Source organism: Clostridium sp. MF28 (genome assembly GCF_002969175.1).
GTDB classification, from domain to species: Bacteria; Bacillota; Clostridia; order Clostridiales; family Clostridiaceae; genus Clostridium; species Clostridium beijerinckii.
In genome coordinates this window covers 4,763,741-4,790,563 of the sequence record NZ_CP014331.1, presented here as the reverse complement: position 1 = coordinate 4,790,563, position 26,823 = coordinate 4,763,741, and the positions used below count along the sequence as shown (strand labels likewise).

General features: G+C 30.5%; 25 protein-coding genes. 3 read left to right on the top strand and 22 right to left on the bottom strand.

Going from position 1 to position 26,823, the window contains the following annotated elements:
• Positions 1-238 precede the first annotated feature (238 nt).
• The 8 genes from AXY43_RS21040 to pta form a co-directional block, all read right to left on the bottom strand.
• Positions 239-1,270: an elongator complex protein 3 gene (locus AXY43_RS21040; RefSeq protein WP_023973330.1), complete on the bottom strand. Its 1,032-nt coding sequence runs from the start codon at positions 1,268-1,270 to the stop codon at positions 239-241.
• A complete protein-coding gene (gene rnc / locus AXY43_RS21035; RefSeq protein WP_011968508.1) occupies positions 1,263-1,961 on the bottom strand; it encodes a ribonuclease III in 699 nt (232 codons plus the stop codon). Before rnc ends, AXY43_RS21040 begins: the two co-directional genes overlap by 8 nt.
• A 274-nt stretch (positions 1,962-2,235) precedes the next feature.
• Positions 2,236-2,466, bottom strand: a complete 231-nt coding sequence (acpP, locus tag AXY43_RS21030; protein WP_009169140.1) for an acyl carrier protein — start codon at positions 2,464-2,466, stop codon at positions 2,236-2,238.
• A gap of 80 nt (positions 2,467-2,546) precedes the next feature.
• Positions 2,547-3,548 (bottom strand): phosphate acyltransferase PlsX, encoded by a 1,002-nt coding sequence (plsX, locus tag AXY43_RS21025; protein WP_077869861.1) that lies wholly within the window; start codon positions 3,546-3,548, stop codon positions 2,547-2,549.
• Between the two features lie 638 nt (positions 3,549-4,186).
• Complete coding sequence (rpmF, locus tag AXY43_RS21020; protein WP_011968506.1) at positions 4,187-4,369, bottom strand: 50S ribosomal protein L32; 183 nt, start codon at positions 4,367-4,369, stop codon at positions 4,187-4,189.
• Between the two features lie 3 nt (positions 4,370-4,372).
• Positions 4,373-4,879, bottom strand: coding sequence for a YceD family protein (locus AXY43_RS21015; protein ID WP_011968505.1), 507 nt, complete (start codon positions 4,877-4,879; stop codon positions 4,373-4,375).
• Positions 4,880-5,226: 347 nt separating this feature from the next.
• Positions 5,227-6,429 (bottom strand): acetate kinase, encoded by a 1,203-nt coding sequence (locus AXY43_RS21010; RefSeq protein WP_011968504.1) that lies wholly within the window; start codon positions 6,427-6,429, stop codon positions 5,227-5,229.
• Between the two features lie 96 nt (positions 6,430-6,525).
• Positions 6,526-7,527 carry a phosphate acetyltransferase gene (pta, locus tag AXY43_RS21005; RefSeq protein WP_011968503.1) on the bottom strand — a complete coding sequence of 334 codons (1,002 nt, stop codon included), beginning with the start codon at positions 7,525-7,527 and terminating at the stop codon, positions 6,526-6,528.
• A 558-nt stretch (positions 7,528-8,085) separates the two neighbouring features.
• Between pta and AXY43_RS21000 the strand changes: the two genes are divergently transcribed.
• Together AXY43_RS21000 and ylbJ are read left to right on the top strand one after the other, a co-directional pair.
• On the top strand, positions 8,086-9,291 hold the full coding sequence (locus AXY43_RS21000) for a nucleotidyltransferase (RefSeq protein WP_105412110.1): 1,206 nt from the start codon (positions 8,086-8,088) through the stop codon (positions 9,289-9,291).
• Between the two features lie 52 nt (positions 9,292-9,343).
• Entirely contained in the window at positions 9,344-10,525 is a 1,182-nt protein-coding gene (ylbJ, locus tag AXY43_RS20995) for a sporulation integral membrane protein YlbJ (RefSeq protein WP_039772277.1), read from the top strand.
• On the opposite strand, the gene AXY43_RS20990 is transcribed toward ylbJ, so the two are convergent.
• From AXY43_RS20990 to AXY43_RS20965, 6 genes are all read right to left on the bottom strand, one after another.
• A complete protein-coding gene (locus AXY43_RS20990) occupies positions 10,505-11,047 on the bottom strand; it encodes an ATPase (RefSeq protein WP_011968500.1) in 543 nt (180 codons plus the stop codon). The two genes, ylbJ and AXY43_RS20990, sit on opposite strands and share 21 nt — an antisense overlap.
• 174 nt (positions 11,048-11,221) lie before the next feature.
• Complete coding sequence (coaD, locus tag AXY43_RS20985; protein WP_011968499.1) at positions 11,222-11,701, bottom strand: pantetheine-phosphate adenylyltransferase; 480 nt, start codon at positions 11,699-11,701, stop codon at positions 11,222-11,224.
• Positions 11,702-11,704: 3 nt separating this feature from the next.
• A complete protein-coding gene (gene rsmD / locus AXY43_RS20980; RefSeq protein WP_077869204.1) occupies positions 11,705-12,262 on the bottom strand; it encodes a 16S rRNA (guanine(966)-N(2))-methyltransferase RsmD in 558 nt (185 codons plus the stop codon).
• Between the two features lie 305 nt (positions 12,263-12,567).
• Positions 12,568-14,601, bottom strand: a complete 2,034-nt coding sequence (recG, locus tag AXY43_RS20975) for an ATP-dependent DNA helicase RecG (protein WP_105412109.1) — start codon at positions 14,599-14,601, stop codon at positions 12,568-12,570.
• Positions 14,602-14,661: 60 nt separating this feature from the next.
• The gene (locus AXY43_RS20970; RefSeq protein WP_039772282.1) at positions 14,662-16,302 is read right to left on the bottom strand and encodes a DAK2 domain-containing protein; all 1,641 of its coding nucleotides are present in this window, start codon (positions 16,300-16,302) and stop codon (positions 14,662-14,664) included.
• Positions 16,303-16,315: 13 nt separating this feature from the next.
• Positions 16,316-16,666: an Asp23/Gls24 family envelope stress response protein gene (locus AXY43_RS20965; protein WP_017210764.1), complete on the bottom strand. Its 351-nt coding sequence runs from the start codon at positions 16,664-16,666 to the stop codon at positions 16,316-16,318.
• Between the two features lie 1,202 nt (positions 16,667-17,868).
• Between AXY43_RS20965 and rpmB the strand changes: the two genes are divergently transcribed.
• Positions 17,869-18,060, top strand: coding sequence for a 50S ribosomal protein L28 (gene rpmB / locus AXY43_RS20960; RefSeq protein ID WP_008424849.1), 192 nt, complete (start codon positions 17,869-17,871; stop codon positions 18,058-18,060).
• Positions 18,061-18,548: 488 nt separating this feature from the next.
• Here rpmB and AXY43_RS20955 read toward each other — a convergent pair whose 3' ends face one another.
• From AXY43_RS20955 to AXY43_RS20920, 8 genes are all read right to left on the bottom strand, one after another.
• A complete protein-coding gene (locus AXY43_RS20955; protein ID WP_039772285.1) occupies positions 18,549-19,184 on the bottom strand; it encodes a thiamine diphosphokinase in 636 nt (211 codons plus the stop codon).
• A gap of 4 nt (positions 19,185-19,188) precedes the next feature.
• On the bottom strand, positions 19,189-19,833 hold the full coding sequence (rpe, locus tag AXY43_RS20950) for a ribulose-phosphate 3-epimerase (protein ID WP_011968493.1): 645 nt from the start codon (positions 19,831-19,833) through the stop codon (positions 19,189-19,191).
• Positions 19,827-20,699, bottom strand: a complete 873-nt coding sequence (gene rsgA, locus AXY43_RS20945; protein WP_105412108.1) for a ribosome small subunit-dependent GTPase A — start codon at positions 20,697-20,699, stop codon at positions 19,827-19,829. The genes rpe and rsgA overlap by 7 nt, the downstream gene beginning before the upstream one ends.
• 366 nt (positions 20,700-21,065) lie before the next feature.
• Positions 21,066-23,012: a Stk1 family PASTA domain-containing Ser/Thr kinase gene (gene pknB, locus AXY43_RS20940; RefSeq protein ID WP_105412107.1), complete on the bottom strand. Its 1,947-nt coding sequence runs from the start codon at positions 23,010-23,012 to the stop codon at positions 21,066-21,068.
• Position 23,013: 1 nt separating this feature from the next.
• Positions 23,014-23,733, bottom strand: a complete 720-nt coding sequence (locus tag AXY43_RS20935) for a Stp1/IreP family PP2C-type Ser/Thr phosphatase (RefSeq protein WP_011968490.1) — start codon at positions 23,731-23,733, stop codon at positions 23,014-23,016.
• Positions 23,717-24,778 (bottom strand): 23S rRNA (adenine(2503)-C(2))-methyltransferase RlmN, encoded by a 1,062-nt coding sequence (gene rlmN / locus AXY43_RS20930; RefSeq protein ID WP_011968489.1) that lies wholly within the window; start codon positions 24,776-24,778, stop codon positions 23,717-23,719. Before rlmN ends, AXY43_RS20935 begins: the two co-directional genes overlap by 17 nt.
• A gap of 11 nt (positions 24,779-24,789) precedes the next feature.
• Complete coding sequence (gene rsmB / locus AXY43_RS20925) at positions 24,790-26,109, bottom strand: 16S rRNA (cytosine(967)-C(5))-methyltransferase RsmB (protein ID WP_017210768.1); 1,320 nt, start codon at positions 26,107-26,109, stop codon at positions 24,790-24,792.
• 14 nt (positions 26,110-26,123) lie between these two features.
• Positions 26,124-26,816 carry a zinc metallopeptidase gene (locus tag AXY43_RS20920; RefSeq protein ID WP_105412106.1) on the bottom strand — a complete coding sequence of 231 codons (693 nt, stop codon included), beginning with the start codon at positions 26,814-26,816 and terminating at the stop codon, positions 26,124-26,126.
• Positions 26,817-26,823: the final 7 nt, after the last annotated feature.

The window sequence follows — 26,823 nt, the reverse complement described above, 5'->3', positions numbered from 1 at the left end:
GTCCTCTCCTTAAAAAGAAAATATACTAGGTAATAATGTTACAATAAAGATTACTACAATAAAAATAGTCATTGCAATTATCATTTTTTCTCTAGTCTTTTTTTTCATATCAAACAACTCCTTATTATAATTTAGTTTATAGTAAAGCTTATTAAATATCAATAATTCACACAAAAGAAAATACCAATTTAAACTTCATAAACATAATCAACATTTTAAAAGCGAGAGTCTCCTCTCGCTAATATGCTATATCTAACTTTCTATTTTTTAGACAAAGTTTTATATGACCTCTTTCAATATTATCATCTTGTTTTACATCAATAATTTTCCCATTATCTTTAAGCTTATTGAAATATGTTTTCTTATTAGCATAAAGCTTACTTAAATCCTTTGAGTTAATATACAGAACTCCATTTTTTTCTTCACCCATATTTTCTAAAATGATATCTGACAATAAACTGCCCTCAACCAATTCCCTAAACGATGGATGAAATGGACCTGCCACTATATCTTTTCCTTCATTTATACTTTCTGTCGGCTGAAGACCAATTCTTATTACGTTGATGTTATGCTTTTTATACATATCATACATAACCTTACTTACATTAACGGCCTCTTCAAGAGAATATGGAATGTACTCGTTATTAATATACATTCTTTCCATTGGAGTATCTTTTATAACTAACGACGGATATATTCTACAAATATCTGGATTCATCTTAATTGATTCTTTAGTCGTTTCTATATCTCTTTCAAAAGTATCTCCAGGTAGTCCAGGCATTATTTGATGTCCTAATATAAATTTATATTCTTTTATTAATTTAGATGCATCTATAACATCATGAACGCTATGTCCTCTGCCAGCTTTTTTTAACACTTCTTCATTTAGTGATTGAACTCCAAGTTCTATTATGTCAACTCCATACTCTTTAAGATATGTAAGTATATAATCATTGATGTAATCTGGTCTTGTAGAAAGTCTTATTTTATCTATAAGACCTTTTTCCTTAAACTCCTCAGCTACTTTTAGAAGTTCCCTTTGTTTTTCTTCCCTAATCCCTGTAAATGTACCACCAAAAAATGAAATTTCAATAGTTGCATTTTTATTCTTTATAGTTTCTAGATAATCATTTATTGTTGTAATTACAGAACTTGCCGTAACCTCTTCATCATCAACACCTGTTATTCTATCCTGATTACAGAATACGCAATTATGTGGACATCCTTCATGAGGTACAAATATCGGTATTATATAATAATTTTTACTCATGCTTACCTTCCAATATATCTAATGCCTGTTTAGCTGCATTTTGTTCTGCTTCTTTTTTACTATAGCCTGAACCTTCACCCATTAATTTTTTATCTATTACTACATTTGTAAAGAATTTTCTTCTGTGAGGTGGTCCTTCAAATTTCGTAAGCTCATATTGAATTACTACTTCTCCATCTTTTTGAAGAAGCTCTTGAAGCTTTGTCTTGAAATCTAATACAATTTCATTATTTATTGCTTTATTTATTATCTCTTCAAAATGAAGCAATATAAAATCTCTTACAAAACCAATGCCTTTGTCTAAATAAACAGCAGCAATGATTGCCTCAACAGCATCTGCTTGTATTGAAATCCTTTCTCTTCCGCCTGTAATTTCTTCACCTTTACTCATTCTAATATAAGATCCTAAGTTTATCTTTTTTGCAATTTCGTAAAGAGAATTTTCACAAACTATCAAGCTTCTTATTTTTGTCAGCTCACCTTCTGTTTTATGTTTGTAATTATTAAAAAGGTATTCTGTAATACAAAGCTGCAATACTGAGTCTCCTAGAAATTCAAGCCTTTCATTATACTCCGCATCCTTGAATTGATTTCCAAAAGAGCTATGAGTAAGAGCTGTTTTTAGTAATGTGTGGTTATTAAAAAAAACCCCTAAATTTTCTTCTATTTCTTTAAGTGTATATCTATTCATGTATTCCACTCCTTGAAGTTTATTCTTCAACTTGCTAACTTATTGCTATATACTTCTCATAACAAATTCAAGAATAAACTATTAATTTGATATTTTAGTTACTATAATGATTTTTCTTCCTAAATTCCAACTAAAAACATCGTTATCATAGACAGTAACATTTGTACGCCAATATATTACTAAAGTACATTTCTCACTAAAATCTATTTTAAAATGATTTTAAATTTAGTTCTCACTTTGTAAAATATAAAATCCCGCAAGATGCGGGATTATTTTATTCTTCGTGATGAGCTTTTACGTAATTGACAACATCTCCAACTGTTTTGAAGTTTTCAACGTCTTCGTCAGGTATTTCCATATCTAGTTCATCTTCTAGAGCCATTATAAGCTCAACTATATCTAATGAGTCCGCATTTAAATCTTCAATAAATGATGCTTCCATAACAACGCTTTCTACATCGATACTTAATTTATCAGCAATAATTGCTTGGATCTTTTCAAACATTTGTTTCACCTCCCAAGTTCTACATTTAGATAATATTATATATTGTTTAAATCGTCAATATTAGTTTCAATATATTTTAACTAATTTTCCGAAGAAAATTCATTTCTTATATCTTTTAGTACATTATTATCATAGAAAATTTTAGTTTGTTTAATGGAATTCTTAAACGCTCTTGCATCAGAACTGCCATGAGCTTTTATACAAATTCCATCAACCCCCAAGAACGGAGCTCCACCATATTCTTTATAATCAAACTTTTTCATTATATTTTTTAGCACAGGTTTTAGCAGAACCACCCCTATTTTAGATATAATCGACGATTTAAGCACCTCATCTTTAATTATACCTAATATACTCGAAGCCGATCCTTCATACATCTTTAAAGCTGTATTCCCCACAAAACCATCACTTACTAAAATATTAGTGTCACCAGTAGGTATTTCTCTTGGCTCTATATTCCCTTTGAAGTTTATGGAACTTTCTTCCTTCAAAAGCTTAAAAGCAGCTTTTGTAAGTTCATTTCCCTTTTCTTCTTCTTCTCCAATATTTATAAGTCCTATAGTCGGATTTTTAACGCTGAAAACCTTTTGATAATATATTTTTCCCATCTTTGCAAATTGCACCAAAAATGAAGGTTTGCAATCTACATTAGCACCAACATCTACTATCATAAACTTTCCACGTCTTCCAGGCATTATAGGTGCAAGAGCAGGCCTTTCTATTCCTTTAATTCTACCTATTATCAGCGTACACCCAGCTAAAAATGCACCTGTACTGCCTCCTGATACAACAGCATCACAAATACCTTCCTTAACTAAGTTTAAAGCCTTAACTATACTTGAATCTTTCTTCTTTCGCAAAGCCATAACAGGATGCTCATTAGTTGAAATTACTTCCTTTGCATCTACCACAATAACTTTTTCCTTGGGATAAGTATATTTAGCTAATTCTATATTTAGAACCTCTTCTGGACCTGTAATATATAATTGGATATCATCATATGCCTTAAGAGCTTGAATAGCACCATCTATTACTGCTACAGGTGCATTATCTCCCCCCATGCCATCTATAGCTATTTTCATCTGAATACCTCCCTTCTTCCACTTTAATTATAAATAAATTAATTTAATTAATAAATAGAATATTTTCTTTTTTAGATAAAGATTATTTAACTTATACTTATGTGATATAGATAACCCAACTAAGACCTGAACTTATGTATATAACCCGCCGAAATGAATAACATACTTTTGTTCCAGTTTCTAGGTAATTATGATGGGTGATTCTAAGGCTATAAAGTTGCACCCAAAGTGCTAGCCTCAAAGAACAAGCTATGAACTAGCACATTTGGAACAACTTATAGCCAAAGAATCACATCCATCAAAATCACCAATGAAACATTCCACAAAAGTATATTACCCATTTCTAGTTGGGATATATTTCATAGTATAAATCTAACTTATAATTGGCTTATCTATATAGGGTTCCATATTGATACCAATACATATCTACTGTTCGAATTTCCTAAATACCAGCGATATTGAAATTTTATAAGTTTGAATATCATTGTGGAACCCTATAGTAAACCCAAAGTAGAAACATCTTTATTTCTCAGAACCATGAAAATTTCGCTAAGAAGTTTTAAGTATAAATTTAATAGCACAACATATATCTATATATATTTCTTTATATAAGAAAAGAAAGTCATAAAGACTTTCTTTTATTTTTCAGAAGCTACAACTTCCTTACCTTTATAATAACCACAATTTTTACATACTCTATGAGCAAGTTTCATTTCGTGGCATTGTGGACATTCAACTATGCCAGGTAAACTAGCTTTAAAAGTTTGAGCTCTTCTTGCTTTTACTTTAGCTTTTCCTGATTTTCTTGCTGGACAACCCATTCATTACACCTCCTTATTATCAAACAAACCTTTCAAGGCCTCAAAACGTATATCTACATCTTCTTTTTGACATGAACATGAATTGTGATTTAAGTTACATCCACATTCTTGACAAAGCCCTTTACAGTCGTTCTTGCAAACTCTTTTAATAGGTAGTGTTGAAATTATGCTACTTTCGACAATTTCTGTGATGTCTAAAACATCATCCATTACAACAATAGCTTCATCATCACCACTATCTCTATTAGTTGTAAACCTTTCTTCTATATCAATATCTATTGGATAGATAAAGGTATCTAAACATCTTGAACATATCATTTCTAAATCAGTTTTGATTTTAGCATTCAATATTAATATATCACCATCTGATAAGATATTCCCAACAACTTCAAAAGGTTTTATTGGTTTAATTATATCTCCTTCAAAATCAAATTGCGGTGCATCAAATATATAGTCAATTTTCTTGCTTCTATCTTTACCTGAAATAATATCTGAAATTTGTACTTTCATAAAATCACAGGATAACCATATAATAAAACTAATGTAAACTATATAATATCTCCTCTTTCACTCCTTAGCACATATATTTATAAAACAAACACAACTAATTATATAAATTGCGTGCTAAAAAGTCAAGAAATTTATTATAAATTCCTATTTCTCCATATGAAAGAAAATAACAAACTCATGATACAAATGTTTTTGTATCTATACTAACCGCTCCCCTTTACGTATATATTTTCTTCTATAAAGGAAGTACAGCCAAATATATTGTATAAAGCTATTGAAAAAACATGCTGATAAATTATAAATAAAAACCAATCAGCATGTTAACTCACCATTTTTTCAATTATGCCTTACTTAACTAATTCTAAAGTTTCTTTAGCAATCATTAATTCTTCGTTTGTAGGTATTACAACTACTTTTACCTTTGAAGTTTCTTTAGAAATTTCCATACCATCTCCGATATTATGACTTTCGTTCTTTTCTAAATCTACTTCTATTCCTAAGAATTCCATATTAGTTAAAGCTCTTGATCTTATTTCTGGAGCGTGTTCTCCTATTCCTGCTGTAAATACAATTGCATCTACACCACCCATTACGGCAGCATAAGCACCTATTTGCTTCTTAACTTGATATCCGAATATATCCATTGTAAGTAATGCTCTAGGATCATTATCATTTTCCACTGCACTTCTAATATCTCTAAAATCTGTTCCTATTCCTGATATACCTAGAACCCCTGATTTCTTATTTAAGATATCATTTACTTCATCTATAGAATATCCTTTTTCTTTTACTAAATAAGTAACTATTGCTGGATCTATGCTTCCAGATCTTGATCCCATTATAATACCATCTAATGGAGTGAATCCCATTGTAGTATCTACAGATTTTCCACCATCAACAGCTGTAATACTTACACCATTACCTATATGACAAGTTACTATCTTTAAATCGCTTATGTCTTTATTCATCAATTTTGCCATTTCACCTGCTACATACTTATGAGATGTACCATGGAATCCATATCTTCTTACGTGATCTTCTGTATATAATTCATATGGAAGAGCATACATAAAAGCTTTTTCTGGCATAGTTTGATGGAATGCTGTATCAAATACTGCTACCATTGGAGTTTTTGGCATAAGAGCCTTACATGCATTTATTCCAATTATATTTGGAGGATTATGAAGTGGTGCTAATTTTGTAAATTCATCAAGTGCCTTAATTACTTCTTCATTAATTACTACTGAAGTTGCGTATTTTTCACCACCATGAACAACTCTATGTCCAACAGCTGATATCTCATCCATTGAACTTATTACACCATGGTTTTCATCAACTAAGCATTTTAAAACAAGTTCTATTGCATCTTGATGGTCTTTTAATGGCGTTTCAACTACATATTTATCTTTTCCTTCAACTTTTTGAGTCAATATTGACCCAGTAATTCCTATTCTTTCAACAAGTCCTTGAGCTAAAGACTCTTCATTACTCATATCAATAAGTTGATATTTTAGTGAAGAACTACCACAATTTATAACTAATACTTTCATAACTCTACTCTCCTTTTAACATTCAAACCTTTTGTATTTTTGTTTTAACAATCTATAAGCTAACTTACTTTAAATTATCTGTAAAAATAATACTTACTATTTGTTTGTTTGAGCTTGAACTGCTGTAAGCGCAACAACACTTACAATATCATCTGAGCTACAACCTCTTGATAAGTCATTGATTGGTTTTGCAAAACCTTGACAGATAGGTCCAATAGCTTCAGCATTTGCAAATCTTTGAACTAATTTATAACCTATATTTCCAGCTTGTAAATCTGGGAATACTAAAACATTAGCTTTTCCAGCAACAGTACTTTCTGGTGCCTTTTGAGCTGCTACTTTTCCAACTATAGCTGCATCTAATTGTAGTTCACCATCTATATCTAAGTCAGGTCTCATTTCTTTTGCTTTTTGAGTAGCATTTCTAACCTTATCAACTAATTCATTATCAGCACTTCCCATAGTAGAGAATGATAACATTGCCACCTTAGGTTCCATGTTACATAAATTCTTAGCTGTTTCTGCAGTGGCTATTGCAATTGCTGCTAATTGATCCTCGTTAGGGTTAGGGTTAACTGCACAGTCTGAGAATATTAATGTTCCTTCTTCACCATAAGATGATCCTGGAACTTGCATTATAAAGAAGCTTGAAACAACAGATACCCCTGGTGCTGTCTTTATAATTTGTAATCCTGGTCTTAATAAATCTCCAGTTGTGTGAATTGCTCCTGATACCATTCCATCTGCATCATCTAATTTAACCATCATCGTACCAAAATATAGAGGATCTCTGACTATTTTATCTGCCTTTTCCATTGTAACGCCTTTTGTCTTTCTAAGTTCATAGAAGGCTTCAATATACTTTTCTAATTTATCTGATTCATTTGGATCAATAATCTCAATTCCTGATAAATTTACATCTAATTCCTTTGCCTTATTATTTATTTCTTCTTTGTTACCTATTAAAATTGGGTAAGCTAATCCTAATTTTTGTATTTTTTCTGCAGCTGCTATATTTCTTTCCTCGTTTCCCTCTGGAAGAACAATTTTTTGTTTATTTGATTGTGCTGCAGTCCATATTTTTTTCATAAGGTCCATAATCTATTTATCTCCTCTCTATATCCTATCTCTAATACTAATATACTCCTTTATCAGTGCTTTTTTCAACACAAATTCTCTATAAAATAGAAGTCTTTAGATTTGAAATAATCTAAATTGTCAGACAATACTCCTGTAAAATAACAATATAGGAAAAGTATAATTTTTAACAATTAAATTTTATTTAAAATTATTTTATAATTTATTATTAAACGCTATCAATGTTTTAAATTATTGACCTAATATATGAAAAATACATGTCTATTTCATATTGTTTTCATTAACTTTTTCTTAAAAATCTATAGTATATTCATTCAACTAGCTGTGTATAATCTATTTTCTTGCCAATATTAAGCAATAATTAAAAATTCACCATTCTTTTAATGTTCTGAATATTTTTTAAACTACTTTTTAATAGAGTAATATTAAAAAAGTATATTTTTTAACAATAATTTTATAATATCTTATTGACATTTTACAAAAAATACACAACATATTAAACCTTAATAACTAATATTATAAAATTCCATAATATGCTATACTAGCTTTATAAAGGAGATGATTTTAATACTTACAGGAATAATTACAGAATATAATCCATTTCATAAAGGTCATGAATATCACCTTAGTAAAGCAACATCCGACACAAACGCAGATGGCATAGTTTGTGTAATGAGTGGTAATTTTATGCAAAGAGGAATTCCAGCAATTATAGATAAATGGAAAAGAGCTGAAATGGCTATTAAAAATGGTGTTGATCTAGTTCTAGAGCTACCTCTAGTTTATTCCATTTCTTCTGCTGAACATTTTGCTTTCGGAAGCGTATCTCTTCTTAACTCGTTAGGCGTAATAGATCACTTATACTTTGGAAGCGAAGAAGGAAATGTATCTATATTAGAAGACATAGCCAAAGTTTTAGTTTCCGAGCCTTTAAATTATAAAAAACTTTTAAAAGATAATTTGGACTCTGGCTTACCTTTTCATTTGAGCCGAGCAAATGCACTTAAAGATTATTTAAACTCAAATAAATTATTAGATACAATATCAAATTCTAATAATATCTTAGGTATTGAATATATAAAATCTCTAATTCGTTTAAATAGCGCAATAGTTCCTAAAACCATCAAAAGAGAAGGTTCATTATATAACGATGTCAACATAAGCGCTTCATTTGCTTCTGCTACATCAATAAGAAAACATCTAAAAGAGAAATCTTTAAATGATTTAGCTGATATTATGCCAAAGGCGAGCTATGACATTCTGCTTAGTTTATCTTCTTCTAACTATCCTTTTATTTTTGAGGAAGATACCTTTAAATATATAAAATATAAATTACTCACTAACGAAAGATCTCTTTTAAATTTGCCAGATGTATCAGAGGGCATAGATAATAAAATATTAAAAGAAATTGTAAGATCCAATTCGCTTAACGAATTAATATTGAATTCAAAAAGCAAAAGATATACATACACGAGGATAAGTAGAATTCTTTTGCAAAGCTTTTTGAACCTTGAGAATTTTGATTTATTAAGCTTATCTAAGAGCCCCGCACCTTACGCAAGAGTTCTTGCTTTTAATTCTACAGGGCAAAGAATTCTAAAGAGTATAAAAGCTAATTCTAGTATAAATTTAATAACAAAGGTGCCAAGAAACAATCAATGTGATCATCTAAAAATAGATATCTTAGGAACAAAAGCATATTCACTGCTAAATCCAAAAATAAGTCCTATGGATGATTATTTAAAAGGGCCTTTTATAATATAGTAATATTTTACATAACCATGAGAATATAAATATTATTGATTGGAGTGATTTCATGATATATATTATTATCTTATGGTTTCTTATTATTAGCTTAATCTTTATTTTAATTAAACAACTTAATATCAAAAAAAATACTATCATTTGTATATTTATATCCGTCTTAATAGTTCTTTTTGTTTTAAACATAAACCAATGCATAGTCGCAGCTATTGATGGTTGTAAATTATGGTATAACTCAATATTGCCAACCACCTTTCCTTTTGTAGTTATATGTAATTTATTAATATACTACGATGGAATAAATCTTTATTCTAAATTTCTTGGGCCATTAATCTGCAAGCCATTAGGCCTTTCTAGAAATTGTTCCTTTCCAATCGTAGCAAGTATACTATGTGGCTATCCATTAGGTGCTAAATATTGTGTAGATTTATACAAGATGGAATATATAGATAGGAATGAATACGAAAGACTTTTAAACATAGCGTCTAACGTTGGTCCCCTGTTTTTAATCGGATCTGTTGCTGGAACTTTATTAGGGCATGTATCCTTAGGTTATATCTTGCTTCTAGGAAGCAATTTATCAATAATCATAATGGGATTTTTGACAAAAAAAAAGAGAAACTTAAATGCTCTAAGTTCTCTCCCTTGTCCTAAAAATGAAAGTATGAATTTCGGTAATGCTGTAAAAAATGCAGTTCAAAACGGAATAAACACCACATTATCTATAGGTGGTTTCATAATAATTTTTTCAGTTGTTATATCTCTCGTTAAAAACAATCCTTATATTCATATTGCATTTAGGCAGCTAGATAATGTTTTAAAACTGCCTTCCCAAACTTTATACAGTATATTTTTAGGAAGCATTGAAATGACTAATGGGTGCAGTATAATCTCTCCCCTAGAAATTCCTATCCCCTTGAAGCTTGGTATAATAAGCTTTTTAACTTCATTTTCTGGTCTTGCGGTAATCGCACAAGTAAGTTCTTTCGTAAGCGATACTAAGATAAATTATAGCAGATATATTTTTTTAAAAGTAATCCAAGGAATCGTTAGTTTTATTATAACTTATGGGTTATGCAAAGTGTTTCCTACAAGTATTTATACATCAAACTTACAAATGAGCCATTCTTCAAGTTTATTTATATATATATATCCTGCATTAACTATACTGTTATTAACACTTTTATTAAGTATATTTAATAGAACCTTGAAATTATTTTTTCATACCGCGTAATTCTTTAATGTTCTCTTTTATAACATCGCATGTACCAGTTAAATTTGTATCTATCTCTTTAGCTACTACTTCAAAACTTTCTTGAAGGCTTTTTATTAATTTTATTTTGTGTTCTTCTAATTCCTGATCTAATTGGGTTAATATTTCATCAGAATAATCCCTAGACCCTAATCTTATAGCCTTGGCCTCTCTCTGTGCTGAGGCTATAATTTCTTGTGCTCTCCCCTTGGCTTCCCTCACTATATCGTGATTCTCGACATTCTGTCTCATCATAGTCATTGTTTCTTTTCTAACAGAATCATACTCTTTTTTAGCTTCATTAAGGATTCTTTCTCTCTCGTTCATAACCCATTCAGCTTTTTTAAATTGATCAGGCATATAGTTAATTATTTGATCTATTACATCAACAACTTCTCTTTTATCTATCATAACTTTACCGCTCATTGGCACTTTAGGTGAATTTTCCACCAAGTCTTGTAAATATTCTAATAACTCTATTATATTTACCTCCATTTTTTCCATAAAAACACTCCTTAGATATTTATTCTATAAATGCTCAAAATACCAGGAACAAATCTTAATCTAGTATTTTTAATTGCTTTTAGTATTATTAATATCATTAATTTCAAGTTAATGCGGCTGCTTAAACACAGCACATTCTAATTACGAAAATACTTTTCCTTAAAAAATCACCATTTATAGATTTATTCTGGACATTATATCTGAAATAATTTCATTGGGAACAAGTCCACTAATATCTCCTCCAAACCTTGCCACCTGCTTAACAGTTGAGGAACTAATATGTATATTTTTAGCCGATGACATCATACATACAGTTTCGGTATCATCATCTAATTCTTTATTAATAAACGCCATTTGAAATTCATACTCAAAATCAGAAGCTGTTCTTAATCCCTTTAATATTATATTAGTCTTACATTCTTTTAGAAAATTAACTAAAAGCCCATCAAAGCTTCGTATTTCAACATTCTCAATATCTCTTGTCACTCTTTTTATAAGCTCAACTCTTTCGCTGCTTTCAAAAAGATATTTCTTATCAACATTAACTAATACTGCAACTATTACTTTATCAAAGACCTTTGCTCCTCTTTTTATAATATCGAGATGTCCATTTGTTATAGGATCAAAGCTCCCAGGGTACACTGCAACTCTCATTGTTTACTTCTCCTCATGCTTGTAATAACATACTGTTGTATTTCCATACTTCTTACTTTTTGTTAATCTTATATCTTTATACCCTTCATAAATCTCTTCAATGGTATCTATTTTAGTAACTATTATTCCATCATTCTTTAAAATTTCATTATCCTTAACAATTTTCATAGCTTCTGGAATCATTTCTTTGCAATAAGGTGGATCAATAAATATTATGTCAAATTTCTTTCCCTTCTTCGCAAGATTCTTTAAGCCTTCATAAGCATCTATATTCATAGGAAAACAGAAATCTTGAAATTTAAGGCTTTCTACATTTTCCTTTAATAAAGGAAAAGTCACAGAGCTTTTATCAAATAAATAAACTTCACTTGCCCCTCTGCTTGCCGCTTCTAATCCAAGGCTTCCTGTCCCAGCAAAAACGTCTACAACTACTGCCTCTGGTATATACATTTGAACTGAACTAAACATAGCCTCTTTAACTCTATCTAATGTAGGCCTTGTTTCCATTGTAGCTGGAGGTATTAATTTATGTCCTCTTGCTTTTCCTGCTATTATTCTCAAAATTTTATTCCTCCTAAAATAAGCATATAAGAAAATCTACTCTCTAGATTTTTAATTTACAATTTAAAATTAAACTTAATTATATACTCCGTACTCTTTTCATACGCGAAAAGTTCCTAATTGCGCTTCGCAGTCTTTTCAAAAGTGAAATGATCCTAATTGCGCTTCGCGCTCTTTTCATAGGCAAAATGATCTTAATTGCACTTCGTGCTCTTTTCATAGGCAAAATGATCTTAATTGCACTTCGTGCTCTTTTCATAGGTGTATATTTTATATATTAACATATCTATACATAATATTTCAAATTAATTAAAGCAAATATATTTACTACTTTTTTCCAAATTTTTACTAAGTTCATTAATTATTTCCCTATTTACCTCAAATTCGTTTTGTAAAATGTTATTCGCCTCTAATTTAGCACATCTTAAAATCTTCATATCATCATAAAGATTTGCAAGTACAAAGCCTTCATCACCACTTTGCTTCTTACCAAACATTTCTCCTGCCCCTCTGAGTTCTAAATCTTTTTCTGATATTAAAAACCCATCACTACATTCTGTCATTATCTGCATCCTTTTTTTAGTCACATTACTTTTAGCCTTTGCTATTAATATACAATAAGATGAATACTGACCTCTTCCAACTCTTCCTCTTAATTGATGTAACTGTGATAGCCCAAATCGTTCTGCATTTTCAACAATCATTACGGATGCATTGGGAACATTAACGCCTACTTCAATTACAGTTGTTGATATTAGAACATTAACTTCATTATTCTTAAATCTTTTTATTATTTCATCTTTTTCAGAGCCTTTCATCTTTCCATGAAGTATCTCAACCTTTAATTCCTTAAAAATTCCACTGGTAAGTTTATTATATAAAGTTTCTACTGAATTTAACTCCTCTTTTTCATCCTCTTCAATAAGAGGGCATACAATATATACTTGTCGACCTTTTTTTATCTCATCATATGCCAAATCATAAGCTATATCTCTTTGATTATCAGCATAAAATCTAGTATCTATTTTCTTTCTCCCAGGTGGCAGCTCATCAATTATAGATACATCAAGATCTGAATATAAGTATAATGCCAATGTTCTTGGAATTGGAGTAGCCGTCATAACTAAGCAATCAGCCCTTTTTCCTTTATTTATAAGTTTACTCCTTTGCTCAACGCCAAACCTATGCTGCTCATCAGTTACTATAAGCCCTAACTTTCCAAATTCCACATCATCTTGGAAAAGTGCATGAGTTCCTATCACTAAAATTGGTTCTTTAGTTCTAATTCTTTCTTTGATCCTCTGCTTTTCTTTTGCTGAAGTTGTTCCTGTTAATAATTCAATTTCTATATTAAATTCATCATAAACTTTCCTTGCTTCTTCAAAGTGTTGATTTGCAAGAATCTCTGTTGGAGCCATAAATGCACATTGGTAATCATTTTTGATCACATTAAAAATAGCTATAAGTGCAATTATTGTCTTTCCACTACCAACATCTCCTTGTATAAGTCTATTCATTGATGAATTTGATTTTTGATCTCTCAATATTTCACGTATGACTCTTGTTTGAGCATTAGTAAGAGGAAATGGTAACTTCTCTTTAAATAAGCCAAGTTCATCTACCCACTGAAAAAGTATACCATTTTTGTTTTTCTTAATTTTATGTTTAAGAAGTAGTAACTTTAGTGAATATGTAAATAATTCCTGAAATTTAAGCCTTATTATAGCCTTTTCCAGCACTTCCTTATTATCAGGAAAATGGACGCTTCTAATAGCTTCATTTAATGAAATCAAATAATATTTATCTAATATATTTTGTGGTAAATTCTCCTTAACTGTCATCTTGGACAAAATTTCATTAATTAATTTTTCAAACAACTTATTGCTTATATCACCTTTTAAAGGATATTTAGGTATGATCTCATTAGAAATAGCATCTTCACATGTGACCATAGGATTAACCACCTCTAAAGTATTTCCTACCCTTTTAAATTTACCCATCAAATTATATATTTCTCCTATTTTAAAGGAGTTTTTTATATACCTTTGATTAAACCACTTTCCAGATACTTTATGTCCATTATAGTCAAATTCTACAGTTGTTAATAATTTACCAGTTTTAGTTTTTACATCGCTTCTAAATCTAATGACTTTACACTTTAAAATCTGCTTGTCTTCTCCTGTAATATTTTCAAATTCCACATTACTATCTACAAATTCATAATCTCTTGGAAAATATAACAGAATATCTAGTATATTAAAAATTCCACATCTATTTAATTTTTCTGTGGCCTTTGGGCCTACTCCTTTTAATGTTGAAATATTGCTATATATATCCAAAGCCCTTCTCTTCCTCCCTAAATAATAAGAGCACCTAGCATTAGGCGCCCTTACTATTTCTTATTCTACTGATATTAAAAAGTAATATAGTGGTTGATTTCCTTTGTAAAATTGAATATCTAAGTCGTCGTACTTTTCTTGTAGCTCAACTTCGAATTCATTTGCATCTTCATCACTTACATCTTCACCATAATATACAGTAATAAGTTCACTTTCATCATCTATCATATCTTCTAGAACTTTACCGGCAACAACCTTCTTGTCTTCGCCTACCTCTTTTATTTTACCTTCTACAAGTCCTAACATATTTCCTTGTTTAATATCTATTCCATCAATTTCTGTATCACGTACTGCATATGTCACCGAACCAGTTTTAACTACTTCAATTGCATCCTTTAAATTAGTGAAATTTTCTTCAACTTCAGAATCATGGTTAAACATTGTGGCACATGCTATTCCTTGAGGAATAGTTGTTGTAGGTACTACTAATATATTTTTACTTGATATTTCTGCCGCCTGATTTGCTGCCATAATTATATTCTTATTGTTCGGCATAATGAAAATATGTTCAGCATTTATTTTCTCAACAGCATCTAAAATGTCCTGAGTAGATGGATTCATTGTCTGGCCACCTTCAATGACATAATCTATTCCTAAGTCCTTAAAGATATTTGAAATTCCATCTCCCATAGCAACTGTTATAAAGCCATACTTTTTCTTTTCACCATCACCAACTTCATCTTCAGATGAAGTTTCTGTTAATTCCTTAGTATTTATTAATAGCTCTCTGTGCTCTTCTCTCATATTATCAATCTTTATCTTTGATAATTCCCCTATAGCAACTGCCTTTGATAAGACTAATCCAGGATCATTAGTATGTATGTGCACCTTTATAACATCATCATATCCAACAACTATCATGGAATCTCCAAGGCTCTCTATCTCATTTTGGAAATCTTGTGCACGTTTGGCGTCACCAAGTATTATAAATTCAGTACAATACCCAAACTTTATATCAATTTCTTCTGTAGATTTAGCTAAAGTACCATTTGCGCCACTTATTTTTATATCACTTAATTCAGCTTTAATATCATTCTTTAATGCTTCAAACATACCTCTAAGTATAATGTAAAGCCCCATTCCACCTGAATCAACTACTTTAGCCTTTTTTAGTGCGGGTAATAATTCTGGAGTTCTATCTAACATTTCTTTTGATTTAACTGTTATCTCTTCCATAAAGCCAACCATATCCTTAGCATCAGATGACACTGCTGCTTCAGCAGCGGCTCTAATTACAGAAAGTATAGTACCTTCAGTCGGTCTCATTACCGCTTTGTATGCTGACTTTGATCCCTCTGAAAAGGCTACTGCAAACTCTTTAATATCTACTTCTTTTTTTCCTTCTAGGCCTTTAGAAAAACCTCTAAGTATTTGCGATAATATAACACCAGAGTTACCCCTAGCTCCCATTAAAGCACCTTTAGCTAATTTCTTTGATATTTCCCCTATAGAATCACTATCCATATCTTCTATCTCTTTAACTGCTGCCTTAAACGTCATAGACATATTAGTTCCAGTATCTCCGTCTGGAACAGGGAATACGTTAAGTGCATTTACGAAATCACTTTGCTCTAGCAATTTATTGCTAGCATTCACAACCATGTTATAAAAATCATGGCCATTTATCTTTGTATATTCCATTTAGTTTAACCTCCTAAACTCTAACCGCTTGCACATTTACTGTTATGGACGACACCTTAAGTCCTGTATAGTTTTCAACACTATAGCGTACTTTTTGAATTATATTATTAGATATAACCGATATCTTTGTTCCGTATTCAACCATTACAAATAATTCTATTTGTAATTTCTTCTCGCTTGTTAGCTGTATCTTTACACCTTTACTAAAATTTTCTATACCAATAAGTTCCCAAAAGCCTTCACTGGCATTTCTAGAAACCATTCCAACTACTCCATAACATTCCATTGTGGATAATCCAACAATTTTTGCTATAACTTCCTCTGAATAATTTATATTACCATTTTCGTTTGAAAATCCAACCATCCATATTCCTCCTAAATTCTTATATCTTATTTTCTATTCTATATTTACATCTTATTTTCTATTCTATATTAGAACAATATTTTATTCAAGTATTCAAAAAATATACACATTTGAAAAAAGCGCGTAGCGCAATTAAGATCATTTTTCCTTAAAAAATCACAAACTGAAATTAAGATCCTTCCATCTAAAAAGCACGTATATATGAAAAATTTCAAAGCACAGTTAGAAACTTATTATGCATAATCAAGTCCTTTCCCTAGAGAAAAGAATCGAATCTAATTAAGATAATTCTCCCTTTAGAAAACATACAGTATTTTTCTCTTAAAACCGCAGCGCAACCAAGACCATAAAATAAGAAAAAAGCACTCACATAGAAAAAAGTGTAAAGCACAATTCGAACTTATTAAGTGTAACCATAATCATTTTTCCTTAAAAAAAACACAAACTGAAATTAAGATCCTTTCCTAAAAAAGCTAAAATTAAAATCAAGATCACAAATTTATAAAAAAGCATGCATATATGGAAAGAGTTAAAAGCATAATTCGGAACTTATTAACTACAATCAAGCTTACTTCCTAGAAAAAAGAATCGAGTCCAATTAAGATAATTCTCCCTTTAGAAAAAATAAAGTACAACCAAATCATTTCCCCCTATGAAAAAGCATAAACTGCAACCTAGATCATAAATTTATAAAAAACATACATACGAAAAGAGTGTAGATCACAATTCAATACTAACCAACTGCAATCAAGATCTTTTCCCCAGAAAAAAGTATTAAGTCCACTCAAGATTATACTCCACTTAGAAAACATAAAGTACAACCACATCATTTCCTTCTCTTCTTTAAAAATCTATCTCTACAAAGTCTTTCCTTCTAAAAAGTTTTTAAAACATAATCAAGAGAATAATTTACCTATGAAATAAATATATATATTGCAAAAATAATTCTTCATCATAATTCTAAAAATATTTCAAGAATTTTGGCCGTAATTGTGAATTGTGAATTACAACATAATGCATATCAAATTTCGGCAGGTATTCACATAAGTTTCATTTTCGCTGTAAAGCCGCATATTAACTGCCAATACATAATTTTTAATTTATAATTAATAATTTATCTTGCCTATTACATTTTCCTATGATATAATTTACACTGTCCTATTGAAGATGATTATCTTTGGAATATAAGGAGGTGTTTTCTAATGGCAAGAAGATGCGAAATTTGTGATAAGGGTGTTGTAGCTGGAGTAAGCTATAGCCATTCACATCGTCAATCAAAGAGAACTTGGGCTCCTAACATAAAGAAAGTAAAAGCTTTAGTTAACGGAACACCAAAAACTGTTCATGTATGTACAAGATGCCTTAGATCTGGAAAGGTTCAAAGAGCAATATAGTTCATAATAAAGAATGCAATTGTTATCCCAATTGCATTTTTTATTTTTAAGGCATATGAAAGAAAATAACGAGTCTAAAATGCCATGGTTATTTTTCATCAGGCGAAGAAGCAGATCGGGCTCATAGCGAGCCTATTAGTTCAATCTGTTGATGAAGCATGATGAAAAGAGCAGCTATGCTGCAACAAGGAACTTTTCTTGGCAGATGGACTTGTTATTTTTTTTGATTACGCCTAAAGCTATTTAGAAAGCTTAAAACTAAATTATACATTATGTACTTCTAGCCTTTTTTTCTAAAAAACTTTATTATATTAGATAGAAACTTAGGTAGTTTAAAAGCTATTATTTTCATTTACAAGTCCTCCCAAATATTAATATATTAAAAATTAAAATGAAAATTTAATCCGTCTTATTATATTAATATTCAGTTACTACTCAAAATGTTCCACTTTTAAATATAAAAAATAATTAAATAAGTTCATGAATATTTAGTCTATGGAATGAATAACTAATAACTCTCCTTTTTCATAAGTTATATCTATTGGTGTATCAATAAATTCATTACATATAGCTCGTGGATCTAATAAACCCAAATCATAACTTGGTAGATTGTATTTTCCACCACTAATTTGAAGTTTGCTTACTTTATCGCTTAATGCATGAAATGATATATTTTCACCATATTTGCCGTATAACCTCATTTTATTTTCTCCAAGGTAAAGTCTATTATTATCGTCTAATATTTCTAAATTAGCACCTTTTTTTTTCGTAGTTAGCATAAGTCCTATATTTCCTAGTGTATGATCCATTCTAGTTCCAGTTGCCCCGAATAGATATATCTTTTCTGCACCTCTTTTTATCGCTTCCATAACTGCAATTTCAGTGTCAGTATAATCTTTCTCTGGTTGAAATTCCAAGACTTCCTTAACCTTTAACTTCATATTATCTAAAATTTCCTTTTTGGCAGAGTCAAAATCACCTAAAAGCAAGTCTGGAATAATATTATAATTATAAAGGCATTCACTTCCCTTATCAGCTGCTATTATAAATTCAACTTCACTAATATATTTCTTTAGTAACTTCTCTGAAGGTGGGTTTCCTCCACTTACAATTGCAACATTCAAATTATTACCCCCTTAGAGCTTTTATATTCTCATCAATTTCCCCACCATTAAACACTGCTGAACCAGCAACAATGACATTTGCACCTGCTTCTATAACCTCTTTAACATTTGTCTTATCAATACCACCATCAACTTCTATTAAAAGCCCTGGGTTCAATCTATCACTAAGTTCTTTTATCTCTCTAATCTTATCTAGAGAATAAGGTATGAATTTTTGTCCTCCAAATCCTGGATTAACAGACATTATCAACACCATATCCAAACTTGGTATTAAATCTTTCAATACACTTGTTGGAGTTCCTGGATTTAAAGAAATCGCTGCTTTTTTTCCTTTTGACTTAATATAATTAATTGTTCTATCTATATGTTTATCCGCCTCATGATGAATTGTAATTATATCAGCCCCAGCCTCTATAAAAGCATCTATGTAATTTGATGGATTATTTATCATTAAATGAACGTCAAATACCTTCTTTGTTCTATTTCTAATAGATTTTATAACTGGCAAACCAAAAGATATATTAGGAACAAAAGATCCATCCATTACATCTATATGAATAAAATCCGCTCCTCCTTTATCTATTCTTTCTATGTCCTCTCCCAATTTTGAAAAATCCGCTGATAATATTGATGGTGCAATCTTTACCATTTATTTTTTTCCTCCTCAATTATTTCTTCTAATGCTCTTACATAAAATTCGTATCTGTATCTATTAATCTTTTCGCTTTCTACAGCCTCTTTTAGAGCACAATTTGGTTCTTTATAATGTAAACAACCTCTATATTTACACTTATCATTATACTGTGTAAATTCAGGAAAACAATATTTTAAAGAATTTTTATCCATTAAATCCTTTATTTCTAGTGTAGAAAATCCAGGTGTATCAACAATATATCCATCTGCCACCTCAATTAACTCACTATGCCTTGTAGTATGCTTACCTCTCCCAAGCTTCACGCTTACATTACCTGTTTCCATATGTTCTTTGTTTGAAAGCTTATTTATTAATGTTGACTTTCCTGCTCCCGATGGTCCACAAAAAACTGTTATATTTCCTCTAATCTTTTCTTCTAACCGCTCTATCCCTATTCCTTTTTTAGCATTTATAAAGAGAACCTCATAACCTATGACATTTATTCTCTTCTTTATTTCTTCTCTTTCTTCTTCCGATACTAAATCTATCTTATTTAAGCAAACTATAACCTCAATGTTATTATATTCACATAGAATTAAAAACTTATTTAATAAATCAAAATTTATGTCTGGATTCTTAACTGCAAAAACAACAAATGCTAAAGAAACATTTGCTACAGTGGGCCTAACCAATTCAGATTTCCTATCATGTATCTCTTCAATAACGCCTTTTCCATGTTCCATCTTAATTGTAACATCATCCCCTACCATAGGCTTTATGTCTTTATGTCTAAATTTCCCCCTGGCTTTGCATTCTATTAAGCCTTGATCTGTCTTAATATAATAAAAGCCTCCTATGCCCTTTATTATTTTTCCATTCATAATTTCCCTCCATAACTTATAAAATAAATTTATATATTCTTTTATAGAATGTTAATATATGCTGCAATGATAAATTAGATAAATTTAAGTTTAAGATTTTAATAAGCCAAGTGCCTAAATACAACTAGAACTTAGCAACTTAATTGCAAAATATATTAAATTTCTAAATTAGTATTTTCTATCATAGTATATTTTCTTTTAGAGATTTAATGTAGATCTAACTATAAATATATATTGCAAAAAATAATCCTTCATCATAATTCTAAAAATATTGTAAGAATTTTAGCCGTAATTGTGAAATATGCATTGTGAATTGCAATATATATATCATAGAAGGAGAGGTTTTTATGAACCTCTCCTTACTTACTATTGATGGTTTTGATTTGATGTTTTAGGTTGAGTGTTGTTTTGACTGTTATTTGTATCATCCCATGGGCCTGTAGGATTAGTTGTGCCTGGAGTATTAGGAGTCTTTCCTGGTGTATCAGTAGTAGTACCACCTGTTCCTCCAGTATTTTTATCAGGAGTACTTCCATTTCCACCCTGCTTAGTATTTCCTTGAGTAGGATTATTAGTTACAGGTGGATCTTGTTTCGCAACATATTTACCAACTGTTATAACAATTGTAGTTCCCTGCTCCACTCTATTTCCTTCTCCTGTTTGTTTTAAAACTTTACCGTTTTGACTCTCATCTTGTGTTTCTTGGGAATTTACAGATACTTTTAAACCAGCATCTTGTAATTCGCCTGTAGCTGTATCTTGGTCTTTACCAACTACGCTAGGTACTTTTGTAGTCTTAACTTCCGGTCCTTTACTTACAACAACTGTTATCTTATCATCTGCTGTTACTTCAGTATCTTTTTTCGGAGTTTGACTTATTATTTGTCCCTCTGGTACACTATCGCTAAAAGCTTCGCTTTTATCACTAATCTTAAGTCCAAAGGATTTTAAAATAGTAGTTGCAGTATCTATATCATACTCCTTCAAATCAGGCATTTTAAGTTTTGTTGCTCCTCCACTTACAATAACCCTAATCTGACTTTTTTCTTTAACCTTAGTTCCAGCATCCGGATTCATCTTAAGAATAGTTCCTTCTGGCTGATCGCTTGCTTCAGTTCCACCTTCCACTAAAACTAAATTTATAGCTTCAAGTGCTTTCTTTCCATCATCAACATTCTTTCCTACTATATTAGGAACCTCAACTTCTTTGCTGTTAGCACTAGCAGAACTAACCATTTTAAAAGCTGCAACACCTAAAACTATTAACAATAATGCTAAAACTACACCTATTGTTATTTTCATTATTCTCTTCTTGTTTATTCCACTGCCTTTTTCATCTTCATCGTCTTCGTAGTAATAATCATCATCGTCTTCATCATCATAGTCATCATCTTTTTTATTAGGCAACTTTTCCTCTTGCTTTGCTATCTGTTCGGTCACAGCAGACATTATTATAGTATGATCATTGTCGTCTTCTTTATCTATCTTTGCATTAGGATCATCCTTTATTCTTTGGAGATCTGAGATCATTTCTTTAGCATTCTGATATCTCTTAATAGGATCCTTTTCCATTGACTTTAAAATTAATTGATTTAAACTCTCAGGAATCTTTGAATTAACACTTTTTGGCGGAACAACTTCTTCTTGAAGATGTTTTAAAGCTATAGTTACAGCAGTATCTGCTTGGAATGGGAGATTTCCAGTAACCATCTCATATAATACAACTCCTAATGAATATAAATCCGTTCTACAATCAATAAAATTTCCTTTTGCTTGTTCTGGAGAAAGATAATGAGCAGATCCCATTATTGTACTAGTATTTGTAATAGTTTCAGAATTTGATGATTTTGCTATTCCAAAATCAGTTACTTTCATAACTCCATCTTCTGTTACTAAAATATTTTGTGGCTTAACATCTCTATGTATTATATTGTTTCTATGAGCACAATCTAAAGCTTTGGCTATTTGAATTGCAACTGATATAGCTGTTTCATAATTCATCTTTCCAACTTGTTTTATAATATCTTTTAATGTTTTTCCTTTAACATATTCCATTACAATATAATTTATTTCATCCTGTGTTCCTACATCTAGTATATTTACTATATTATTGTCAGATAAGGCTGCAACAGCTGTTGCTTCACCTTTAAATTTTTCTACAATATCAGGGTTGTCGCAAAGTTCTTTCTTAAGTATTTTAACTGCAACAAACCTATTTAATTTATTGTCTCTTGCCTTAAATACTTCTGACATTCCGCCTTCCCCTATTTTTTCTAACAACTCGTATCTGTTTCCAAGTACAATTCCATCCATGCTACATCTCTCCTCCAAACAACAATACTGTTATATTATCTCTGCCACCGTTTTGCTTTGCCAAGTATACAAGTTTATTAGCAATGTTTACATAACTTTCTCCTTCAGTGACGACTTGTAGAATCTCTTCTTTAGTTAATTCATTTGTCAATCCATCTGAACACAATATATAAAGATCATATTCTCTGTTCTCTAACTGAAATATATCTACATTCACATTAATGCTAGTTCCTAATGCTCTTGTAATAATATTTTTCTTAGGATGATTTTCCGCCTCTTTTTCACTTATACTCCCAATATCAACTAGTTCTTGTACTAAAGAATGATCTTTAGTAATCTTCTTAATTTCATTATTTTTAACTGCAAAACAACAGCTATCACCTACATTCGCAACCTGTATAAAATTTTTAGTCATAAAACAAGTTGTAACAGTAGTTCCCATTCCACTTAAATTTTCGCTAGTGTTAGAAAAAGTAAATATATCTTTATTTACTTTTTCTATGGCTTCTACAAGCAAATTTTCTGCTCTACTCGAAGAAAAATTTTCTCTTACATAGTCAACAATATTTGTTGCAGCCATCTGACTAGCGACTTCTCCTGCATTATGTCCACCCATTCCGTCTGCCACTACATAAATTTTGAATTCGTCTCTTTCTAAATACGAAGCAGAGTCTTCATTTAATGTTCGCCTTAACCCAACATCACTAACTAAACCTACCATTTTGCTCCCCCTCTATTTCTTGGGTATTTATGTAACTTCTTCTAAGTTGTCCACATGCTGCATTAATGTCACTTCCCATTTCACGTCTTGTAGTAACTTCTATTCCATGATTTTTTAGTATTTCTGAAAAATCTTCTATTGCCTTTTTTGAAGATCTCTTATATGTATTTTCTTTTATTTCATTTACTGGAATCAAATTAACATGACAAAGCATACCTTTTAACAATTTGCCTAATGCCTTTGCATCTTCTCTGCCATCATTCACATCTTTCACTAGCGCATACTCAAACGTAATTCTTCTATTAGTTTTATTTATATAATATCTGCAAGCCTCTAATATTTCCTCAATGCTATACCTATTAGCTATAGGCATAATTTCTTTTCTCTTATCATTACTAAATGCATGTAGTGATAAAGCTAGAGTTATGCTAAGTTCCTTATCTGCTAATTCGTATATCTTAGGTACAATTCCACAAGTAGATAATGTTATATGTCTCTGCCCAATATTTAATGCATATTCAGCAGAAACTATTTCTAGAAACTTTATAACATTATTATAATTATCAAGTGGTTCGCCACTTCCCATTAATACTACGTTGGAAATCCTTTCATTGATATAATCTTGAACAACCATAATTTGCGATAAAATTTCTCCAGTTGTAAGATTTCTAACTTTACCTTCAATTGTGGATGCACAAAATTTGCATCCCATTGCACATCCAACTTGAGTGGATATGCATATGGAATTTCCATGCTTATATCTCATTAGTACAGATTCTATTAAGTTTCCATCCTTAAATCCTAACAAGAACTTTTCTGTACCATCTATATTAGATTTATATACTTCTATTATCTTTGGCAGACCTACAAAAAAATTTTCTTTTAGTTTTTGTACTAATGGCTTTGGTATATTCTTCATATTATCGAATTCTTTAACACCTTTATAAATCCATGATAATATTTGTTGACCTCTAAATGCACTTTCACCATTTTCCTTCATCCATGCTTTAAGTTCTTCTAAAGTAAAATCTAGCAAATTGTTCATTTATTCACCTACTATTGTCTTTTTTCTAATTTAGTCACAAAGAATCCATCCATATTTTCATTTGGCATAATAGTTAGAGAGCCATCTCTATTGTATACTAAGTTATCTTGTTTACCAATAAAGATCTTTTTCACGCTACAGTCTTTATGTCTGCTAACAAACCACTCAATATTTTCTTCATTTTCTTCTTTATTTAATGTACAAGTTGAATATATCATTATTCCATCCTCTTTTAAATACATCCATGCACATTCCATTATATCTCTTTGAACTTTTATAATTTCTCTTAACTCATTTCTTGTCTTGTTCCACTTTATTTCTGGTTTTTTTCTTATTATTCCAAGCCCTGAACAAGGAACATCTATTAAGATTCTATCACTAGATGCTATTAAATCTGGGTTTAATTTAGTTGCATCACTTGTATTAACTTCAACGTTAGTTATACCCAATCTCTCACAATTTTCTTTTATTAATCCAAGTTTAGATTCATGAAGATCATACGCTAATACTTTTCCAGTGTTTTGAAGTATTTCAGCAATATGAGTAGTTTTACCACCAGGTGCACTACACAAATCTGTAACTGTCATTCCTTCTTCCAATTCTAATAATGGTGCTATAATCATTGCACTTTCATCTTGAACTGTGATTTTTCCTTCTTGGAATAACGGATTATTTTCTATAGATTTACCACCTTTTATGCAAATTGCTTCTGGGCAAATAACACCTTCTTCAACTTCATATTCAAGTTCTTCTAATTTTTCAAATACTTCATCATAATCAGCTTTAAGTTCATTTACTCTAACACTTACTTGTGGAATTGAATTTAATCCAGACATTATTTTCTTTGATACATTTTCACCATATTGCTTTATTAAAAGTCTTATCATCCAAGGTTCAAATGAAAACTTATATGCATATTCGTCAATTTTATTTCCTACAACTTCAATATCATCAGGATTTTTAGTGAAATTTCTAAGTATTCCATTTACTAACTTTGAATCATTTTCTGATATTTCTTTTGCTTCCTCTACCGCTTCATTACAAGCAGCATAGCTAGGTATTTTATCCAAAAAGTTCATTTGGTATATTGCTACTCTTAAAATATTTAAGATATCTTTGTTCATTAACTTAAGATCTTTTACAAAGTTCGAAATTATAATATCTAATGTTTTTTTCCTTCTTAAAACTCCATAAACAATTTCAGTTAATAGTGCTTTATCTTTATCACTTAATTCTGCTTCATTTAACTCTTTTGCTAATACAATATTAGAGTAAGCCCCTTCATTTAAGACTCTTCCTAATATCTTTACTGCTAATTTTCTACAATTCATACGCTACCTCTTTACTAATCATTTCTTCTATTGCTTATAGCAATTAATCTTATTAATTGTGATACTGCCATTAATGTCGCAGCTACATATGTCATTGCTGCTGCGTCTAAAACCTTTTGTGCACTTTTAGTTTCGTCACCATATAGTATTCCTCTTGACTTTAATATATTCAAAGCCCTTGTTGATGCATCAAACTCTACCGGTAATGTTATTAGCTGAAAAATTACAACCCCTGAAAATAAAATTATTCCAAGTGTAGTTAATCCCTTAAAACCTAATAATATACCAACAAAGAATAGCATCCATGATACATTTGAGCCAATATTTACAATTGGCACAATGGAATTTCTTATTACTAGTGGAGCATACCTTTCTTTATGCTGCAATGCGTGCCCGACCTCGTGGGCAGCTATGCCTGCTGAAGAAATAGATGCACCTGAATATACCTCCGGAGATAATCTAAGGATTTTACTTGCAGGATCGTAATGATCTCCAAGCTTTGAATTTATCAATTCTATTCTAACATCAAAAAGCCCAGCTTCATCTAACATCATTCTTGCAACTTGTTGACCAGTATATCCATTTATTGTTCTTATTTGGCTATACTCGCTATAAGCGCTATTAATTTTGGATTGAGCCCAAAATGAAATTATTATAGCTGGAACTAATAATATCATTGTTGGATCAAAAAACGGATAAAAATGCATTATACAT

Coding starts and splice junctions, on each gene's coding strand:
- AXY43_RS21010 (WP_011968504.1), bottom strand. CDS start 6,429: ATGAAAGTATTAGTTATAAATTGTGGTAGTTCTTCACTAAAATATCAA.
- AXY43_RS20970 (WP_039772282.1), bottom strand. CDS start 16,302: ATGGAATATACAAAGATAAATGGCCATGATTTTTATAACATGGTTGTG.
- acpP (WP_009169140.1), bottom strand. CDS start 2,466: ATGTTTGAAAAGATCCAAGCAATTATTGCTGATAAATTAAGTATCGAT.
- rpmB (WP_008424849.1), top strand. CDS start 17,869: ATGGCAAGAAGATGCGAAATTTGTGATAAGGGTGTTGTAGCTGGAGTA.
- rnc (WP_011968508.1), bottom strand. CDS start 1,961: ATGAATAGATATACACTTAAAGAAATAGAAGAAAATTTAGGGGTTTTT.
- rpmF (WP_011968506.1), bottom strand. CDS start 4,369: ATGGGTTGTCCAGCAAGAAAATCAGGAAAAGCTAAAGTAAAAGCAAGA.
- pta (WP_011968503.1), bottom strand. CDS start 7,527: ATGGACCTTATGAAAAAAATATGGACTGCAGCACAATCAAATAAACAA.
- coaD (WP_011968499.1), bottom strand. CDS start 11,701: ATGAGAGTTGCAGTGTACCCTGGGAGCTTTGATCCTATAACAAATGGA.
- rpe (WP_011968493.1), bottom strand. CDS start 19,833: ATGGTAAAGATTGCACCATCAATATTATCAGCGGATTTTTCAAAATTG.
- AXY43_RS20990 (WP_011968500.1), bottom strand. CDS start 11,047: ATGGAAAAAATGGAGGTAAATATAATAGAGTTATTAGAATATTTACAA.
- rlmN (WP_011968489.1), bottom strand. CDS start 24,778: ATGAACAATTTGCTAGATTTTACTTTAGAAGAACTTAAAGCATGGATG.
- AXY43_RS20935 (WP_011968490.1), bottom strand. CDS start 23,733: ATGGTAGGTTTAGTTAGTGATGTTGGGTTAAGGCGAACATTAAATGAA.
- AXY43_RS21015 (WP_011968505.1), bottom strand. CDS start 4,879: ATGAAAGTACAAATTTCAGATATTATTTCAGGTAAAGATAGAAGCAAG.
- AXY43_RS20965 (WP_017210764.1), bottom strand. CDS start 16,666: ATGGTTGGATTTTCAAACGAAAATGGTAATATAAATTATTCAGAGGAA.
- pknB (WP_105412107.1), bottom strand. CDS start 23,012: ATGGATGGAATTGTACTTGGAAACAGATACGAGTTGTTAGAAAAAATA.
- AXY43_RS20920 (WP_105412106.1), bottom strand. CDS start 26,816: ATGCATTTTTATCCGTTTTTTGATCCAACAATGATATTATTAGTTCCA.
- AXY43_RS21040 (WP_023973330.1), bottom strand. CDS start 1,270: ATGAGTAAAAATTATTATATAATACCGATATTTGTACCTCATGAAGGA.
- rsmB (WP_017210768.1), bottom strand. CDS start 26,109: ATGAATTGTAGAAAATTAGCAGTAAAGATATTAGGAAGAGTCTTAAAT.
- AXY43_RS21000 (WP_105412110.1), top strand. CDS start 8,086: ATGATTTTAATACTTACAGGAATAATTACAGAATATAATCCATTTCAT.
- rsgA (WP_105412108.1), bottom strand. CDS start 20,699: ATGAATGGAAAAATAATAAAGGGCATAGGAGGCTTTTATTATATTAAG.
- plsX (WP_077869861.1), bottom strand. CDS start 3,548: ATGAAAATAGCTATAGATGGCATGGGGGGAGATAATGCACCTGTAGCA.
- ylbJ (WP_039772277.1), top strand. CDS start 9,344: ATGATATATATTATTATCTTATGGTTTCTTATTATTAGCTTAATCTTT.